General features: G+C 44.2%; 22 protein-coding genes. 1 reads left to right on the top strand and 21 read right to left on the bottom strand.

Annotated features, from left to right (window positions below; all coding sequences use genetic code 11):
• Positions 1–63: 63 nt before the first annotated feature.
• Both QSV55_RS10040 and QSV55_RS10045 read right to left on the bottom strand, forming a co-directional pair.
• A complete protein-coding gene (locus QSV55_RS10040; RefSeq protein WP_289650082.1) occupies positions 64–417 on the bottom strand; it encodes a LysM peptidoglycan-binding domain-containing protein in 354 nt (117 codons plus the stop codon).
• Between the two features lie 192 nt (positions 418–609).
• Complete coding sequence (locus QSV55_RS10045) at positions 610–1218, bottom strand: single-stranded DNA-binding protein (RefSeq protein WP_289650083.1); 609 nt, start codon at positions 1216–1218, stop codon at positions 610–612.
• Positions 1219–1430: 212 nt separating this feature from the next.
• On the opposite strand from QSV55_RS10045, the gene QSV55_RS10050 reads away from it, so the two are divergent.
• Positions 1431–1859 (top strand): YwpF-like family protein, encoded by a 429-nt coding sequence (locus QSV55_RS10050; RefSeq protein ID WP_133452056.1) that lies wholly within the window; start codon positions 1431–1433, stop codon positions 1857–1859.
• A gap of 91 nt (positions 1860–1950) precedes the next feature.
• Here the strand turns inward: QSV55_RS10050 and fabZ are convergent, their stop codons facing one another.
• The 19 genes from fabZ to QSV55_RS10145 form a co-directional block, all read right to left on the bottom strand.
• Positions 1951–2394 (bottom strand): 3-hydroxyacyl-ACP dehydratase FabZ, encoded by a 444-nt coding sequence (gene fabZ, locus QSV55_RS10055; protein ID WP_289650084.1) that lies wholly within the window; start codon positions 2392–2394, stop codon positions 1951–1953.
• Entirely contained in the window at positions 2395–2592 is a 198-nt protein-coding gene (locus QSV55_RS10060; protein ID WP_208001517.1) for a DNA-directed RNA polymerase subunit beta, read from the bottom strand. It lies immediately after the preceding gene.
• A gap of 4 nt (positions 2593–2596) precedes the next feature.
• Positions 2597–3874 (bottom strand): UDP-N-acetylglucosamine 1-carboxyvinyltransferase, encoded by a 1278-nt coding sequence (murA, locus tag QSV55_RS10065; RefSeq protein ID WP_289650085.1) that lies wholly within the window; start codon positions 3872–3874, stop codon positions 2597–2599.
• Between the two features lie 81 nt (positions 3875–3955).
• The gene (locus QSV55_RS10070; protein WP_133452053.1) at positions 3956–4180 is read right to left on the bottom strand and encodes a DUF1146 family protein; all 225 of its coding nucleotides are present in this window, start codon (positions 4178–4180) and stop codon (positions 3956–3958) included.
• A 53-nt stretch (positions 4181–4233) separates the two neighbouring features.
• The gene (locus QSV55_RS10075) at positions 4234–4641 is read right to left on the bottom strand and encodes a F0F1 ATP synthase subunit epsilon (protein ID WP_289650086.1); all 408 of its coding nucleotides are present in this window, start codon (positions 4639–4641) and stop codon (positions 4234–4236) included.
• A gap of 17 nt (positions 4642–4658) precedes the next feature.
• Positions 4659–6071, bottom strand: coding sequence for a F0F1 ATP synthase subunit beta (gene atpD / locus QSV55_RS10080; protein ID WP_289650087.1), 1413 nt, complete (start codon positions 6069–6071; stop codon positions 4659–4661).
• 18 nt (positions 6072–6089) lie between these two features.
• Positions 6090–6950: an ATP synthase F1 subunit gamma gene (atpG, locus tag QSV55_RS10085; protein WP_289650088.1), complete on the bottom strand. Its 861-nt coding sequence runs from the start codon at positions 6948–6950 to the stop codon at positions 6090–6092.
• A 34-nt stretch (positions 6951–6984) separates the two neighbouring features.
• Positions 6985–8493: a F0F1 ATP synthase subunit alpha gene (atpA, locus tag QSV55_RS10090; protein WP_133452049.1), complete on the bottom strand. Its 1509-nt coding sequence runs from the start codon at positions 8491–8493 to the stop codon at positions 6985–6987.
• 19 nt (positions 8494–8512) lie between these two features.
• Positions 8513–9043, bottom strand: a complete 531-nt coding sequence (locus tag QSV55_RS10095; RefSeq protein WP_243721482.1) for a F0F1 ATP synthase subunit delta — start codon at positions 9041–9043, stop codon at positions 8513–8515.
• Positions 9043–9579, bottom strand: a complete 537-nt coding sequence (locus QSV55_RS10100; RefSeq protein WP_289650089.1) for a F0F1 ATP synthase subunit B — start codon at positions 9577–9579, stop codon at positions 9043–9045. The genes QSV55_RS10095 and QSV55_RS10100 overlap by 1 nt, the downstream gene beginning before the upstream one ends.
• Positions 9580–9646: 67 nt before the next feature.
• Complete coding sequence (gene atpE / locus QSV55_RS10105) at positions 9647–9859, bottom strand: F0F1 ATP synthase subunit C (protein ID WP_041636195.1); 213 nt, start codon at positions 9857–9859, stop codon at positions 9647–9649.
• A 44-nt stretch (positions 9860–9903) separates the two neighbouring features.
• Positions 9904–10626: a F0F1 ATP synthase subunit A gene (gene atpB / locus QSV55_RS10110; protein ID WP_289650090.1), complete on the bottom strand. Its 723-nt coding sequence runs from the start codon at positions 10624–10626 to the stop codon at positions 9904–9906.
• Positions 10627–10650: 24 nt separating this feature from the next.
• The gene (locus QSV55_RS10115) at positions 10651–11004 is read right to left on the bottom strand and encodes an ATP synthase subunit I (protein WP_289650091.1); all 354 of its coding nucleotides are present in this window, start codon (positions 11002–11004) and stop codon (positions 10651–10653) included.
• Between the two features lie 178 nt (positions 11005–11182).
• The gene (gene wecB, locus QSV55_RS10120) at positions 11183–12322 is read right to left on the bottom strand and encodes a non-hydrolyzing UDP-N-acetylglucosamine 2-epimerase (RefSeq protein WP_289650092.1); all 1140 of its coding nucleotides are present in this window, start codon (positions 12320–12322) and stop codon (positions 11183–11185) included.
• A gap of 15 nt (positions 12323–12337) precedes the next feature.
• The gene (gene upp / locus QSV55_RS10125) at positions 12338–12967 is read right to left on the bottom strand and encodes a uracil phosphoribosyltransferase (protein ID WP_133452043.1); all 630 of its coding nucleotides are present in this window, start codon (positions 12965–12967) and stop codon (positions 12338–12340) included.
• A gap of 15 nt (positions 12968–12982) precedes the next feature.
• Complete coding sequence (locus QSV55_RS10130; protein ID WP_289650093.1) at positions 12983–14212, bottom strand: serine hydroxymethyltransferase; 1230 nt, start codon at positions 14210–14212, stop codon at positions 12983–12985.
• A 12-nt stretch (positions 14213–14224) separates the two neighbouring features.
• Positions 14225–14755, bottom strand: coding sequence for a TIGR01440 family protein (locus QSV55_RS10135; protein WP_289650094.1), 531 nt, complete (start codon positions 14753–14755; stop codon positions 14225–14227).
• On the bottom strand, positions 14742–15194 hold the full coding sequence (gene rpiB / locus QSV55_RS10140; protein ID WP_289650095.1) for a ribose 5-phosphate isomerase B: 453 nt from the start codon (positions 15192–15194) through the stop codon (positions 14742–14744). The genes QSV55_RS10135 and rpiB overlap by 14 nt, the downstream gene beginning before the upstream one ends.
• 65 nt (positions 15195–15259) lie before the next feature.
• On the bottom strand, positions 15260–15685 hold the full coding sequence (locus QSV55_RS10145; RefSeq protein WP_133452039.1) for a low molecular weight protein arginine phosphatase: 426 nt from the start codon (positions 15683–15685) through the stop codon (positions 15260–15262).
• Positions 15686–15691 lie beyond the last annotated feature (6 nt).

A 15691-nucleotide genomic window follows, 5' to 3' on the forward strand; every position in this document is an offset into this window, starting at 1 on the left:
AAGATTGGCTTATTTTTCCTAAAAAAAAGAAATTAACTAATGGCGTTAATTTCCTGCTGAATGCTAATTGACTAAAAGCGTCCGGCCTTCAGTCAATGTCTGTTCGCCGCTAATATGGTTCAAATGATGAATCTGCTTGACTGATACATCACATTTCTCTGCTATTTCTGATAGTGTGTCACCTTTAACTACCTTATACTTGCCATTTACAAGAACTTCTACTTTCGGATCAGGTGTAATTAAGGTGTTATCTACCGCATTAATCTTTTCTATACTTTCAATCGTTCTATCATATTTATCTGTAATTGACCAAACCGATTCATCCATCTGCAAATCTTGCATTTTTGCTTCAGCATTCGTTGTTGCTACAATGCCAGACAAAATGACAGCACTGATAATGACTGATAACCTATTCATTTCTGTGTTGTCCCCCGTCTTTGTTTCATCTTGATATTACTTTAGCACGCTTTATGATTTCTATGGTTACAGAAAAATGATAAGTCAGCTCCTTAAATTACGTAGATATTACAAAATGATATCAAAATAAAAAACCCTTCCAGACAGCACGTGTGAAAGGGTGAGTGGGGTGGGTGTGAGTAAGAAAGTTACTTATGAGAGAACGGCCGCTTCCTTCGGATCATCTTCCGCATTTTCCTGTGAAGTCTCATTTGTGAGTGTATCTAATGATTGCAGTAACTCATGACTTTTATCATCAGTGATGACCTTGACAGGTTCAGTTTTTATCGGCGTTGTATTCTGTTCAGCAATCATCTGCTTGACTGATGTTTCTTTCGCGAGCAAAATCGCATGTGTTTTTTCAGCATCTGATAGCTCACTCCAGATTTCATCAGGTGTCTGAGGCAGTATATCACCTGTTTTGATAGCACCGAAGTTCGGTAGAAACTTGATGCTCTCAATAAGAATCTCCGTGAAATACTGAGGTTTCTCTTCTCCTGGTTTCTGATAACGATTGCTGTGAATCTGGCCTGTCACACAAACCGTTGAGCCTTTACGACAATACTGCAAAATATTCGCTGCTGTTCTGTTGAAAGCTTTGCAGTGGAGGAAATCCACGGTCTGAGCCTGCTCATCGCGAGGTTTATATCCTCGTTCAATAGCAAGCGGAAATGTTACACACTGTACACTATTTTTATTAGATTGCTGATTCGATTTCGGTGCATTCGCCAGGCGTCCGACAAGTACGACTTTATTGATCATGTGTCACCTCCTTTCTACCCCCACTATAACCTGACCGAAATAAATTGAAAAATCGCTGTTTTTATTATTCAGCGGCTGTAGTTATGCAGTTTCTGATAAATTACTTGTATTTGATGAAAAACTACGACTTATTTCTGACATTTCAGGAAAATTGATAACTTTTTGAATTACAGTCAAGCAAACTATATAATAGGTGAAAGGAGGATGAATCCATGAAAACATTTAAAGCACTCAGGTTTCAGATCGTAGAAAATGAGACCACCCATGAGTTCACTGTACATGATGGAGTCATCATTAATAAAGAGAACAGTGGCACAGGGTGGTTGCTGGAAATTCTGATTGACCGCATACATAAAGAAACCATGGAGGCTTATCAAGAAAATCAGACTGTCCTGGATACAAGAGTGGTCATTACACGCGCCTCCAATGATCCCGCTCTATTTGAAGCCACTATCAAAAACATCAAAGAATTAAATGATAAGATTTCAGTTATTTTTGAATGTCATATTTATACACCAAGGCAGGCCTACGCAGAACAGTTGCTCGAACAACTTGTTGAAGATAAACTGACAGGTGATGAACTGATCAGCACCTTTAATCGCATGATGGTCTCTAAACCGATTTTAAGAGAAAAAGACTAAGCAAAGTCCCGCAAAAGTAGTTTGCGGGACTTTATTTAGCCGTTTCATCCGAAAGAAACCCCCTACCACACTTTGTGATAGGGGGTTGCGCTTATTCTTTAGCATCCGTTAATGCAAATGTAATTTCACAGCTGCAAGCGACTGCGCCGTCCACTGTTGCGGTCGCCGTTCCTTTTCCGATGGGCCCTTTAATCTTAGAGATCTCTACTTCTAATCTCAGCGTGTCTCCAGGTGTCACCTGTTTCTTAAAGCGGCATTTATCAATGCCCGCAAACAAAGCGATCTTCCCTTTGTTCGCCTCCATATCAAGCATTGCAACTGCACCTACTTGCGCGAGTGCCTCAACAATGAGAACGCCAGGCATTACAGCATAGTCCGGGAAATGTCCTTGAAAGAAAGGCTCATTCCCACTTACTTGTTTCATCCCTACACAACGTTTACCTTCTTCCAGTTCAACAACACGGTCAATCAGCAAAAATGGATAACGGTGCGGAATAATTTTTTTGATTTCATCAAAAGTCAGAATAGTTTCCATCTAATTCAAGCTCCCTGTCAGTTCAAAAATATGTGTCCATGTATTCGGATTAAAGATGCCGAATGGTGAATGAAGAACACCGTAGCCCATCATCAGGCCGGTTAAAAACAGAATAAGTGCCAGTGCGAGTATAATCATAATCGTCATAAACATCGGTATTTTGCGGTGAACGACTTCATTACCTGAATAATTAGCCATTTTTCTACCTCACCTCTACTTTATCTTCTGCCGTACGTTCAATATCTGCCCCCAGCTGCTTAAGTTTACCGTGGAAGTTAACGTACCCACGGTCAAGGTGCTTCAGCTCAGTCACACGCGTATAACCTTCTGCGACCAGTCCGGCAAGAATCAATGCAGCAGCTGCTCGTAAATCCGTTGATTTTACCGATGCACCGTGCAGCTCACTTTTCCGTATAAAAGCAGTGCGGTCACTGACTCTAGTGTTGCCGTTCATCTTCATGAATTCATCGATATGCATGAAACGATTTTCGAATACTGTTTCAGTCATGCGGCTCTCCGTCTCTGCTGTCATCATCAGTGCGGTCATCTGGGCCTGCATATCAGTCGGGAATCCTGGATGCGGCATTGTTTTAACTTCAACGCCTTTAAGAGGCTGGTTAACCGTCACTCGCAGACCCTGTTCTTCTTCAGAGATTGTAACGCCCATCTCCTGCAGTTTGGAGATCAGAGAGGTCATGTGTTCCGTACGGGCCCCTTCCACCACGACATCACCGCGCGTAATCGCTGCTGCAATCATATAAGTCCCTGCTTCTATACGATCCGGCACAATCGTATGCGCGGCGCCAGTTAAACGTTCGACACCTTCAATGATCAATGTATCTGTACCTGCACCTGTAATGCGTGCACCCATCGCATTTAAATATTCGACGAGGTCAACAATTTCAGGTTCTCTTGCGACATTGGCAATCACTGTAGTTCCTTCAGCAAGTGTAGCTGCCATCACAATATTCTGTGTCGCGCCGACACTCGGGAAATCAAGATAAATATTAGCCCCCTGCAGACGGCCATCCACCCGGCCGACTAAATAACCATTTTCCTGTTCAATCACTGCGCCTAATGCGGATAACCCTTTTAAATGCTGTTCGATAGGACGTGACCCGATGGCACAGCCTCCTGGCTGAGCCACCCGTGCGTGACCTAATCTGGCAAGAAGAGGCCCCATCACTAAGATACTCGCTCTCATTTTACTGACATATTCATAACTCGCCGTCGACTTAAGCTCTGACGTTGCATCTACTTCATATGTATCGGCCGCTACCTGCTTCACGCTGACATTCAAACCATCAAGTACATGACTGATGGTATCAACATCTGATAACTGCGGTACATTGGTAAAAGTACTTACACCCTGATCCGCTAATATAGATGCCGTTAAAATAGGTAACACTGCATTCTTCGCGCCTTCTACTTTAACTGTTCCTGCTAGACGGTTGCCGCCCTTTACTAAAATCATATCCATCGTTTTTCCTCCACCACTCTACTTCTATAACCTCTACTATATCAAAAATATACATGGAACAGTAAGTTTAATTGTCGGCCGTTACATCCAGGTCATCTGCTGTGACAGATAGATGATATCCATGATAAAGTCACTGACTAATTTACCGAGCGCAAAGCTCATAAAAATCAGCAGTAACTGAATCTGTTGGGTATGATTCGCCTTAAACCATTGTTCTGTTCTCAATGATTTAAGTGCCCAAAAAGACAGACATGTAAACACGACGTGAAGTATCAGATGAATGATTGCATAGATTCCAGTATCCATATTCTCCTCCTCAACTAAAAAAAGACTTAGTTCTCACTAAGTCTTTTTAGGTTTTAACGATATTTGGCTACATCCAAACGATTAAGGGCACGATGAAGAGCACGCTCAGCGCGGTGATAGTCCACGCCTTCTTTTTTGTCCTGCTCCAGACGTTCCTGTGCACGTCTTAAAGATTGCTGCGCACGCTCAACGTTGATAGCATCTGATTGCTCAGCAGCCTGTACAAGTACTGTTACACCTGTCGCACGGATTTCAGCAAAACCTTCCGTTACAGCGATATAATGTACTTTTTTATCAACCGTCACACGTACTGCACCGATTTTAAGCGGCGCAACAGTCGGAATATGTCCGGCCATAATCCCCATCTCGCCGCCTTCAGTCTGTAGTACGACAAGTTCAGCCTGCTCAGTAGAATAAACTGAACCATTAGGAGTAACAATATTTAACGCTAACGTGTTCATATCTCATTCCTCCTAAGTTAGACTTGTACACCCATACCTTTAGCTTGTTCAAGTACTGCTTCAATGCCGCCGACTAAACGGAATGCATCTTCTGGGATGTGGTCATATTTACCTTCAAGAATAGCCTTGAAGTCCTGAACGGTCTGTGCAACCGGCACATACGATCCTTTTTGACCTGTGAACTGTTCAGCGACGTGGAAGTTCTGTGATAAGAAGAACTGGATACGACGTGCGCGGTTAACAGTCTTTTTATCATCATCAGATAACTCATCCATACCCAGGATGGCAATGATATCTTGAAGTTCGCGGTATTTCTGAAGTGTAGCCTGTACACCACGAGCAACTGCATAGTGCTCTTCACCTACAACAGCAGGTGTTAATGCACGTGACGTTGATGCAAGTGGATCTACGGCTGGGTAGATACCCATCTCTGTTAATTTACGTTCTAAGTTTGTCGTTGCATCTAAGTGGGCGAAAGCAGTCGCTGGCGCCGGGTCAGTATAGTCATCGGCTGGTACGAATACGGCCTGGATTGACGTTACGGAACCGACGTTGGTAGACGTGATACGCTCCTGTAATTGACCCATCTCAGTTGCGAGTGTTGGCTGGTAACCAACGGCAGAAGGCATACGGCCTAAAAGAGCGGATACCTCAGAACCTGCCTGCGTGAAACGGAAGATATTGTCGATGAATAACAGTACGTCCTGACCTTGTTCATCACGGAAATATTCTGCCATTGTCAAGCCTGATAAGGCAACACGCATACGTGCACCAGGTGGCTCGTTCATCTGTCCGAATACCATCGCTGTCTTCTTGATAACGCCTGAGTCACTCATCTCGTGGTACAAGTCATTACCTTCACGAGTCCGCTCACCGACCCCCGCGAATACTGAAATACCACCGTGCTCCTGTGCGATATTATTGATTAATTCCTGAATTAATACTGTTTTACCTACACCGGCACCACCGAAGAGACCGATTTTTCCACCTTTGATATAAGGTGCTAATAAATCGACAACTTTGATACCTGTCTCAAGGATTTCAACTTTTGTTGATAACTCCTCGAATTTAGGTGCAAGACGGTGAATCGGATCGCGACGAGTACTTGCTGGTATCTCTTCTCCTAAATCGATCTTTTCACCCAGAACATTGAATACACGTCCTAATGTTTCGTCCCCAACTGGAACAGAGATAGGTGATCCTGTATCTGTAACTTCAGCACCACGTTGTACGCCGTCTGTAGAGCTCATTGCGATAGTACGAACTGCATCGTCACCTAAGTGAAGGGCTACTTCCAGAGTTAACGTTGTAGTACCGTTTTCACGCTGGATATCTAAAGTTAAAGCGTTATTAAGTTCTGGTAACTGACCATGTGCGAACTTAACATCAATAACTGGACCCATAACTTGAATTACGTGACCTACTGCCATTATTATTCCTCCCTAAAATTATTCGAGTGCCGCTGCGCCGCCGACAATCTCAGTAATCTGTTGTGTAATTGCCGCCTGACGAGCACGGTTATATTGTAATGATAAATCATCTATCAGTTCTTTAGCATTGTCTGTTGCATTCTTCATCGCTGTCATACGAGAAGCATGTTCACTCGCTTTAGCATCAAGTAAAGCGCCGTAAATCAAGCTTTCAGCATATTGTGGAAGAATGACATCTAAAATGGCTTCCTTGTCGGGTTCAAATTCATACATCGCAGTTGCACCAGTCGCCTGAATATCATTCTGGCTGACCGGCAGAATACGACGTTCCTGAACTTCCTGTTCCAGGACACTGATAAAGTGGCTGAAGTGCAGGTAAAGTTCATCGAATTCACCCGTCTCGTATCGCTCAACAGCATTTTTAGTCAGTGCATTGATCGCCTTGAATGAAGGTTGTTCTGGCAGTCCCACCATCTCATTGATGATGTTGTAACCACGGGCCTTCAAGAAATCTCGACCTACACGACCGATGACCAGAATGCCGTACTGACTTGCATCATTGTTATGACGTTCTTTGATGATATTCGTCACATTTTTCAGCACACTTGCATTATAAGGACCTGCAAGACCTTTATCACTCGTTACGATGAGATAGCCGGTTTTCTTGACGGGACGTTTTACAAGCATAGGGTGTGAACTCTCATTACCACCGATTGCTGAGATTGTTTCCTGCATCTTATCCATATATGGATAGAAACTTTTCGCATTTTCTTCAGCACGTCTCAGTTTTGAGTTAGACACCATATGCATGGCTTTTGTAATCTGACTCGTTTTCTGTGTTGAAGTAATACGTGTTTTGATCTCTCTAAGTGAACTCATTTTGTCACCACCTTATTTACTTATCATTCTCTGATTAGACTGAACGTTTGAAGATTTTTTTGAAAGCATTGATTGCGTCAACGAATTTTTCGTCTGCCGGTAAAGCTTTAGTCTCACGAATCTCCTGGTATAGGTGTGGTGCATTATTGCCCACCCATCCTAAGAATTCATCTTCAAAACGAGTGATGTCCTGTACAGGAATGTCATCAAGGTGACCTTTAGTCAGTGCATAAAGAATCGTAACCTGTTTTTCAACAGTCAGCGGTTTATTTTCGTCTTGTTTCAGCACTTCTACTGTACGTTTACCACGCTCAAGTTTCGCTTTAGTGGCCGGATCTAAGTCAGAACCGAACTGCGCGAAGGATTCAAGCTCACGGTATGACGCTAAATCCAGACGTAGTGTACCTGCTACTTTTTTCATCGCTTTGATCTGGGCTGAACCCCCTACACGTGAAACGGATAAACCTGCGTTGATCGCTGGACGCACACCTGAGAAGAATAAATCTGACTGTAAGAAAATCTGACCATCTGTGATAGAGATAACGTTGGTCGGAACGTAAGCTGAAATATCCCCTGCCTGCGTTTCTACGAATGGAAGCGCTGTGATGGATCCGCCACCTAAATCATCGTTTAATTTAGCTGCACGCTCAAGTAAACGACTATGTAAGTAGAAGACATCCCCAGGATAAGCTTCACGACCTGGCGGACGACGAAGTAATAATGATAACTCACGGTAAGCTGCTGCCTGCTTCGTTAAATCATCATAAACGATTAAGACGTGCTTACCATTGAACATGAACTCTTCAGCCATTGCGACACCTGAGTAAGGTGCAAGGTAAAGAAGTGGCGCTGGTTGTGATGCTGATGCTGATACGACGATAGTGTAATCTAATGCGCCGTGCTGACGTAAAGTTTCAACTGCTGTACGCACTGTTGATTCTTTTTGTCCGATAGCGACGTAGACACAGATCATATCTTCATTTTTCTGGTTAAGAATCGTATCAATCGCAACGGTTGTCTTACCTGTCTGACGGTCACCGATGATCAACTCACGCTGACCACGACCGATAGGTACAAGTGCATCAATCGCTTTAATACCTGTCTGCAGCGGCTCGTCTACTGATTTACGGTCCATAACGCCTGTAGCAGGAGATTCTATAGGACGTGTTTTAGTAGTGTTAAGAGGGCCTTTACCGTCGATTGGCTGACCGAGAGGATCCACTACACGACCAATCAGTTCTTCACCTACAGGTACTGACATGATGCGACCTGTACGTTTCACTTCGTCTCCTTCTTTAATTCCTGTATAAGGTCCTAAAATAACGATACCTACATTGTTTTCTTCTAAGTTCTGCGCAAGTCCTAAGACACCGTTATGAAATTCTACAAGTTCCCCTGCCATAACGTTGTTAAGACCGTGAACTAAAGCGATACCGTCACCGACCTGAATTACTGTACCGACATCTGTTACTGTCACACCAGATTCATAGTTTGCAATCTGTGACTTTAACAGTGCACTGATTTCTTCAGCTTTGATGGCCATCTATGTCACTCCTTAATGATTAATGTTGTTGAACTGCTTTTGAGATTTCTTTAAGACTATTCTGAACTGAACCATCATAAACTGTTGTGCCGATTGTCGCTCTGATGCCGCCAATCAAATCAGTGTTGATGATATTTTCAATCAGTAATCTTTTATAGCCTGTACGCTTGATGAAAGCTTTGCCGATGTCATTGATCTCTTCATCAGAGAGCGCATAGACAGATTCTACTTTCATATATTGTTGTTCATTCGCTTCGTTATAAAAATGCTCATACTCTGCACTGATTGCCGGAATCAGTTCCAGGTGTTTACGTTCAGCCAGAATTTTAAGTAAATTCATCAGCGGCTGATCGACGCCTTTGAACGTCTTTTCGACAAATTCGATGCGAGATTGTTTGGATACTTGTGGGTCTTCAGCGAAACGATGGAAAGACTGGTCTGCTGATACGACTGTCTTTAAAGTGTCCAGATCTTTCTTGATGCTGTCCGCTACCCCTTGCTCGTGACCGACTTCGAATAGACTTTCGGCATATTTCTTCGCGATAACCATTATTTATCGCCTGCCTCTTGAATAAACTGGCTCACAAGTTGTTTTTGATCCTGTTCATTGATTTCTTTGTTGATGACTTTAGATGCAATCAGAACAGAAAGTTCTGCAACACGGTCATTGATGTCCGCAATTGCACGTTTCTTTTCGTTCTCGATTTCAGCTTGTGCATCTTCTAATAATTTGTTGGCTCTTGCATTCGCAGTATGAAGAATCTCTTCATGCTCACGCTTTGCCTGTACTTTTGCGTTTTCAAGGATTGATTGTACTTCTCCTTGGGTACGTGTAAGTAAAGCTCTATTTTCTTCAGCATAACGTCTTGCTTCTTCGTTCTGAGTCGCTGCGTTGTCGATATCAGAATTAATCGCCTGCTGACGCTCATCCATGATATTTTTCAGCGGACCCCATGCGAATTTGCGTAACAGTGCGAGTAAAATGATGAATGTCAGAAGTGTTGCGAAGACAGTTCCCCATTCAACGCCGCCAGCATGTTCAGTTGCTCCTAAAATAAAGAAATTCAATATTAACGCTCCTTTCATCACAGTTAAAGTCATAAATGAATGGCGAAATCATAAAGACTTCGCCTTAACGAGTTATAGATTATAATTAGCGGTTCATGACCATGAATGCTACTACTACTGCGATGATAGGAAGGGCTTCGACTAAACCTACACCGATGAACATGATTGTCATTAATGGACCACGTGCTTCAGGTTGACGTGCAACCCCTTCAACTGTACGAGAAACAATAAGACCGTTACCGATACCTGCGCCAAGTGCTGCTAAACCAATTGCGATTGCTGCTGCTAATAAATTCATTAATAATTTCCTCCTAAAGAAATATAATTGTTTTTTATTTTATATTAATGATCTTCAGACACTTTATGTGACATGTAAACCATTGATAACATTACGAAGATGTAAGCCTGGATAGCGCCTACGAAAATTGAGAAACCTTGCCAGATGATAAGCGGGATTGCTGCACCGAACCAGCCAAGCATTCCAGCACCGCCGATACCTGCAAGTAAGCCGAGTAAAACCTCACCGGCAAAGATGTTACCGTAAAGACGAAGACCGAGTGTCAGCGTAGATGAAAACTCCTCGATGATCTTGAAAGGTACCATAAACCAGACTGGCTGAGCAAAACTCTTGAAATAATTGCCTGCACCGCGCATCTTAATACCATAGTAGTGTGTCAGCACAACCATTAAAGTTGAAAGCGTCAGCGTGACAGTCGCGTCTGCTGTCGGCGATTTCCACCATAAAGTATGTCCTGTCACAATCGCAAATGGTAAACCGAGCATGTTAGCAACAAAAATGAAGAGTAATAAAGTGACCGCTAAAAAGTGAAAGCGTGCCCCTCTTCCCCAGTCCATATTGCTATTGATGATACCGCGTGTGAAGTCGAATATCCATTCAATAAAGTTTTGTGCACCCGATGGTCTGTGACTTAAATTGCGAGTGCAAAGTATCGCAATCAGAAGAACGATGGCAGCTGTAACCACGAGCATCATAATCGAGCTGAGATTAAAGATAATATCGTGCCCCATGAAGTTCCAGATATAGAGTGGTGATGCGTGTTCCATTTGTTCACCTCTTCCTATTATTTATTATTGTTTCAGACTGATAAATGTATGTATGAGAATCATAACATACGTTAAAGTGAGGCCAAGCGCGATGCCGTAGATGCTGATCGCTTCAGGAAATCTCACCCAGAAGAGGCAGGCCATTGTTGCAATGAGAAAACGAATGCCCATACCGCTAGAGATGTACAGCGACTCACTATTGATCGCGCGATACAGATAGTGATGCCATACAAAAGCACTGATTGCTGAAGCAACCGTACCGATGATTAATCCTAACGCGAAACTACTTCCTGTAAAAAAATAGATGACAAGAAGCACGAGGATTAGATAGAGAAAAAACTGCAGATAATGCTTAAAAAAGATTTTGAAACTTGACATAAAATATGTCTCCTTCGAACGCAATGAAAACCGTTACATTCCAAGGTTTATGATAATATAGCCCTAAATGTGTGTCAATGCCATGCCAAAAACTCAGAAAATAAAGTTTAACACAATGTTCACATTTCGGACACATTTAATCGTTTTATTTTCGCATTATCGCTGCTATCTCTTTTTATTAATCTATAACCTTGAATGGCGCTGGCTTCTCCTCTGTCAAGCCGAAATAATGTTTAATATGCGCACAGATTCTTTCAGAAGTGTGACCATCACCGTATGGATTGCTGGCCTGACTCATGGCATTATAGACTGATTCATCTGTCAGCAGTTCTTTCGTTAAGCGGTAGATGTCTTCCTCTTCAATACCTGCAAGCTTAAGTGTTCCTGCCTTGACACCTTCCGGACGTTCTGTTGTGTCACGAAGGACGATGACCGGTTTGCCGAGCGACGGTGCTTCTTCCTGTACACCGCCTGAATCTGTCAGAATGAAATGACTTCTCGCCGCAAAGTTATGGAAATCAATTACATCGAGCGGTTCAATCAGCTTGATGCGCTCATGATCAGCCAGATACTGCGCAGCGATTTCACGTACCTTTGGATTTTTATGCATCGGGTAGACAACTGTCACATCTTCATGTTCATCGATGATCCGCTTGATGGCTTTGAAGATATTATGCATCGGCTCACCAATATTTTCACGACGATGAGCTGTCAGCAGAATGATTTTCTTATCGGCATATGCATCGATGATTTCGCTGTGGTAATCATCCTGGACAGTGGTGGATAATGCATCAATTGCTGTGTTGCCTGTTACAACAATAGCATCTTCCGGTTTATTCTCACGGCGCAGATTTTCAGCTGCTTCATCTGTCGGCGCAAAATGTAGGTCCGCCAGAACCCCTGTCATCTGTCTGTTCATTTCTTCCGGAAACGGAGAATATTTATTGAAGGTTCGAAGACCTGCCTCTACATGGCCGATAGCGACTTCATTATAGAAGGCCGCAAGTCCACCTGCAAACGTCGTCGTCGTATCACCGTGAACAAGAATCATATCCGGCTTCGCTTCTTTAATGACGCCTTCAAGACCTGTCAGTACACGGCCCGTCACTTCCGTCAGTGTCTGACCTGCCTTCATGATGTTAAGATCATAGTCAGGTGTGATATCAAAGATTTCCAGCACCTGATCAAGCATTTCTCTATGCTGCGCCGTCACAACAACAATCGGCTCCAGTCCTTCTTCTTTCTTCAACTGTAAAACGAGAGGTGCCATCTTGATAGCTTCCGGCCTCGTCCCAAATACGGTCATAATCTTCTTCATGTTTGTCTTCTCTCCTTATTTTGTACCGAATAAACGGTCGCCTGCATCGCCAAGTCCCGGCACGATATATCCATGATCATTCAGCTTCTCATCGAGGCCGGCAATATAGATATCAACGTCAGGATGCGCTTCTTTTAATAATTCCACACCTTCCGGCGCTGCAATTAAGCACATAAAACGGATTTTGAGTGCGCCACGCTTTTTAAGTGAGTTGATCGCTTCAATAGCAGAGCCGCCTGTTGCGAGCATCGGATCGACGACAATGAAATCACGTTCTTCTATGTCTTGCGGTAATTTCGCAAAATACTCAACCGGTTTCAGTGTCTCCGGGTCGCGGTAGAGGCCGATATGCCCGACACGTGCCGCCGGAATCAATTTCAGCACGCCATCAGTCATACCCAGTCCTGCTCTCAGGATAGGAACGACTGCAATCTTCTTGCCTGCTAAACGCTTAGCTGTCATTTGAGTGACAGGTGTCTGAATCTCGACATCCTGCAGTTCAAGGTCACGTGTGACTTCATAAGCCATCAGCATACCCACTTCATCGACAAGCTCTCGGAATTCCTTTGTACCTGTTTGCTCATCGCGAATATAACTTAATTTGTGTTGGATCAATGGGTGGTCAAATACATGTACTTTGCCCATTACTGCACCTCTCTTTTATTGATATAAAGGGAATCTTGCAACGAGTGTGCTGACACGTTCTTTCGCTCGTTCCAGTGTTTCCTCATCTTCGTGATTATGCAGAACATCTGCGATAATCTCTGCAATTTCTTTCATTTCCTCTTCTTTGAAGCCGCGTGTCGTCACTGCAGGAGTGCCGATACGAATACCGCTTGTCACAAATGGGCTGTTCTCATCAAAAGGAATCGTATTTTTATTTGTGGTGATACCGACTTCATCAAGTGCCTTTTCAGCGATTTTTCCTGTCAGATTGAAAGTCGTGACATCTACTGCAAATACATGATTATCAGTACCGCCTGAGACGATACGCAGCCCTTTTTCTTTTAAAGCTTCGCTTAGAGCAGCAGCGTTTTTCAGGACCTGTTCCTGATATTCCTTAAACTCAGGCTGCAGGGCTTCACCGAATGCAACGGCCTTAGCAGCGATGACGTGCATGAGCGGTCCGCCTTGAATACCCGGGAAGATCGCTTTATCGATCGCCTTGGCATATTCTTCTTTGCAGAGAATCATCCCGCCACGCGGTCCGCGGAGCGTCTTATGGGTGGTTGTCGTCACAAAATCAGCATGCGGCACCGGACTTGGATGAAGGCCAACTGCGACAAGACCCGCTATGTGCGCCATATCTACCATCAGCTTGGCACCGACTTCATCAGCGATTTCCTTGAAACGGGCAAAATCAATTTGACGTGAGTATGAAGATGCGCCTGCTACAATCAGTTTTGGCCGATGTTCCTGTGCCAGGCGACGTACTTCATCGTAATCGATCATTTCTGTTTCCTTAGCCACTTCATAAGCAACGAACTTGTAGTCGATACCGCTGAAATTGACTTTAGAGCCATGTGTCAAGTGACCGCCATGAGAGAGATCCATGCCCAGCACTGTATCCCCTGCTTCCAGTGCCACACGGTAAACCGCCATATTGGCCTGAGAACCTGAATGCGGTTGAACATTCACGTGATCTGCTCCAAACAACGCCTTAGCACGGTCTCTCGCCAGATTTTCTGCGATATCCACGAATTCACAGCCGCCGTAATAGCGTTTCCCCGGATAGCCTTCAGCATATTTGTTAGTCAGCACAGAACCTTGTGCTTCCATCACCGCTTCAGATACAAAGTTCTCCGATGCGATCAACTCGATGTTGCTGTTCTGCCTTGCTCGTTCTTTTTCAATTGCCTGATAAAGCTCTGCATCCTGTTTCTTGATCATGATGAATCCCCCTTAGTTTAATTCATACTGCGCTCTTGGACCGCCAATCAGCTTCGGACGATGAGTGGCGATCGTCACCACTGCCTCGCCGACTTTTTGGGTCTTGACCCGCACTGGAATCTGCACATGCTTGATATGCATACCGATTAAAGTCTGGCCGATATCAATACCGCAATCCGCCTGAATATGTTCAACGACGACAGGTTCTGTGAAATGGCGATATGCGTATGCACTCATACTGCCGCCCGCTTTTCTGACAGGCACTACTGTTACAGTCTGCAGCCCCAGCTTGTCAGCCAGTGCTTTCTCCATAGTGAGCGCCCGGTTGATATGCTCACAGCCCTGAAAGACGAAGTGGACACCTGTTCTCTCAGCAATCGCCATGAACGCCTCAAAGAAAGCCTCTGCAACTTCATCCGAACTATGGGTACCGATTTTCTCGCCGATGACTTCTGACGTGGAACAGCCGATGACACAGACCTCGCCTTCTTCGAAGAAGTCAATCGCTGCCAGTTCCGCAAGCAATGTTTTAATGTCTGTCATAAGCATCTTCCAGTACTTTAATCTTATCGATTCTTGCCTGATGACGTCCGCCTTCAAACTCACCTTTCAGCCATGTCTCAACGATTAAAAGTGCAAGCCCTTCCCCGATGACGCGCTGGCCCATTGCGAGCACATTGGAGTCATTATGCTGTCTCGTGACTTGTGCTGTGAAGACATCATGTACAAGTGCACAGCGGATACCTTTCACTTTGTTCGCTGCGATAGACATCCCGATACCTGTGCCACAGATCAGAATCCCTCTGTCATATTCACCAGACGTCACTGCTTCACTGACCGGACGTGCATAATCCGGATAATCAACAGAATCCGGTGAATGAGTACCAAAATCCTTATATTCAATCCCTAATTCATCAAGATGGTTCTTGATGGCTTCTTTGTGCTGATAGCCACCATGGTCACTTGCAATTGCAACTTTCATTTTCAGACCTCCCTTACTCGAATAGGTTCATTATAGCTTATTTGTATTTTTTCCTCGAGTGTTTATTAAACAGGTGGCAGTTTTTTAGCTAAATTGTCAATATGCGCTCTCAATTCTGTAAAGACTTGTTCATAATGTGCAAAATGCCCCCCGTATGGATCGACAATATCAGCCGGGCTGCCTGATGCATATTCTGCAAGCGTGTAGACATTCGCCAAAGGATAGAGAGAGCGGATACTGTCTTTATGCTGCTGCGACATCGTCAGAATCAAATCTGCCTCAGCATCCTCATCAGAGAAAGGCGTTGCCGGACCGACTGCCGGCAGATGATGCCGCTCGATAAGTTCAGCTGAATACGTTGACACGGGTGCGCCAGGGAAGGCAGCAAGCCCTCTCGATCCAAAGTGATGTGCCGGTATAGCTGCCTGAGCGAGACTCTCGGCGAGCGGACTGCGGCACGTATTACCTGTACAGACAAAAACAATCTTCATCTTCTT

The organism is Macrococcus bovicus (genome assembly GCF_030376725.1).
In the GTDB taxonomy this organism is placed as follows: Bacteria; Bacillota; Bacilli; order Staphylococcales; family Staphylococcaceae; genus Macrococcus; species Macrococcus bovicus.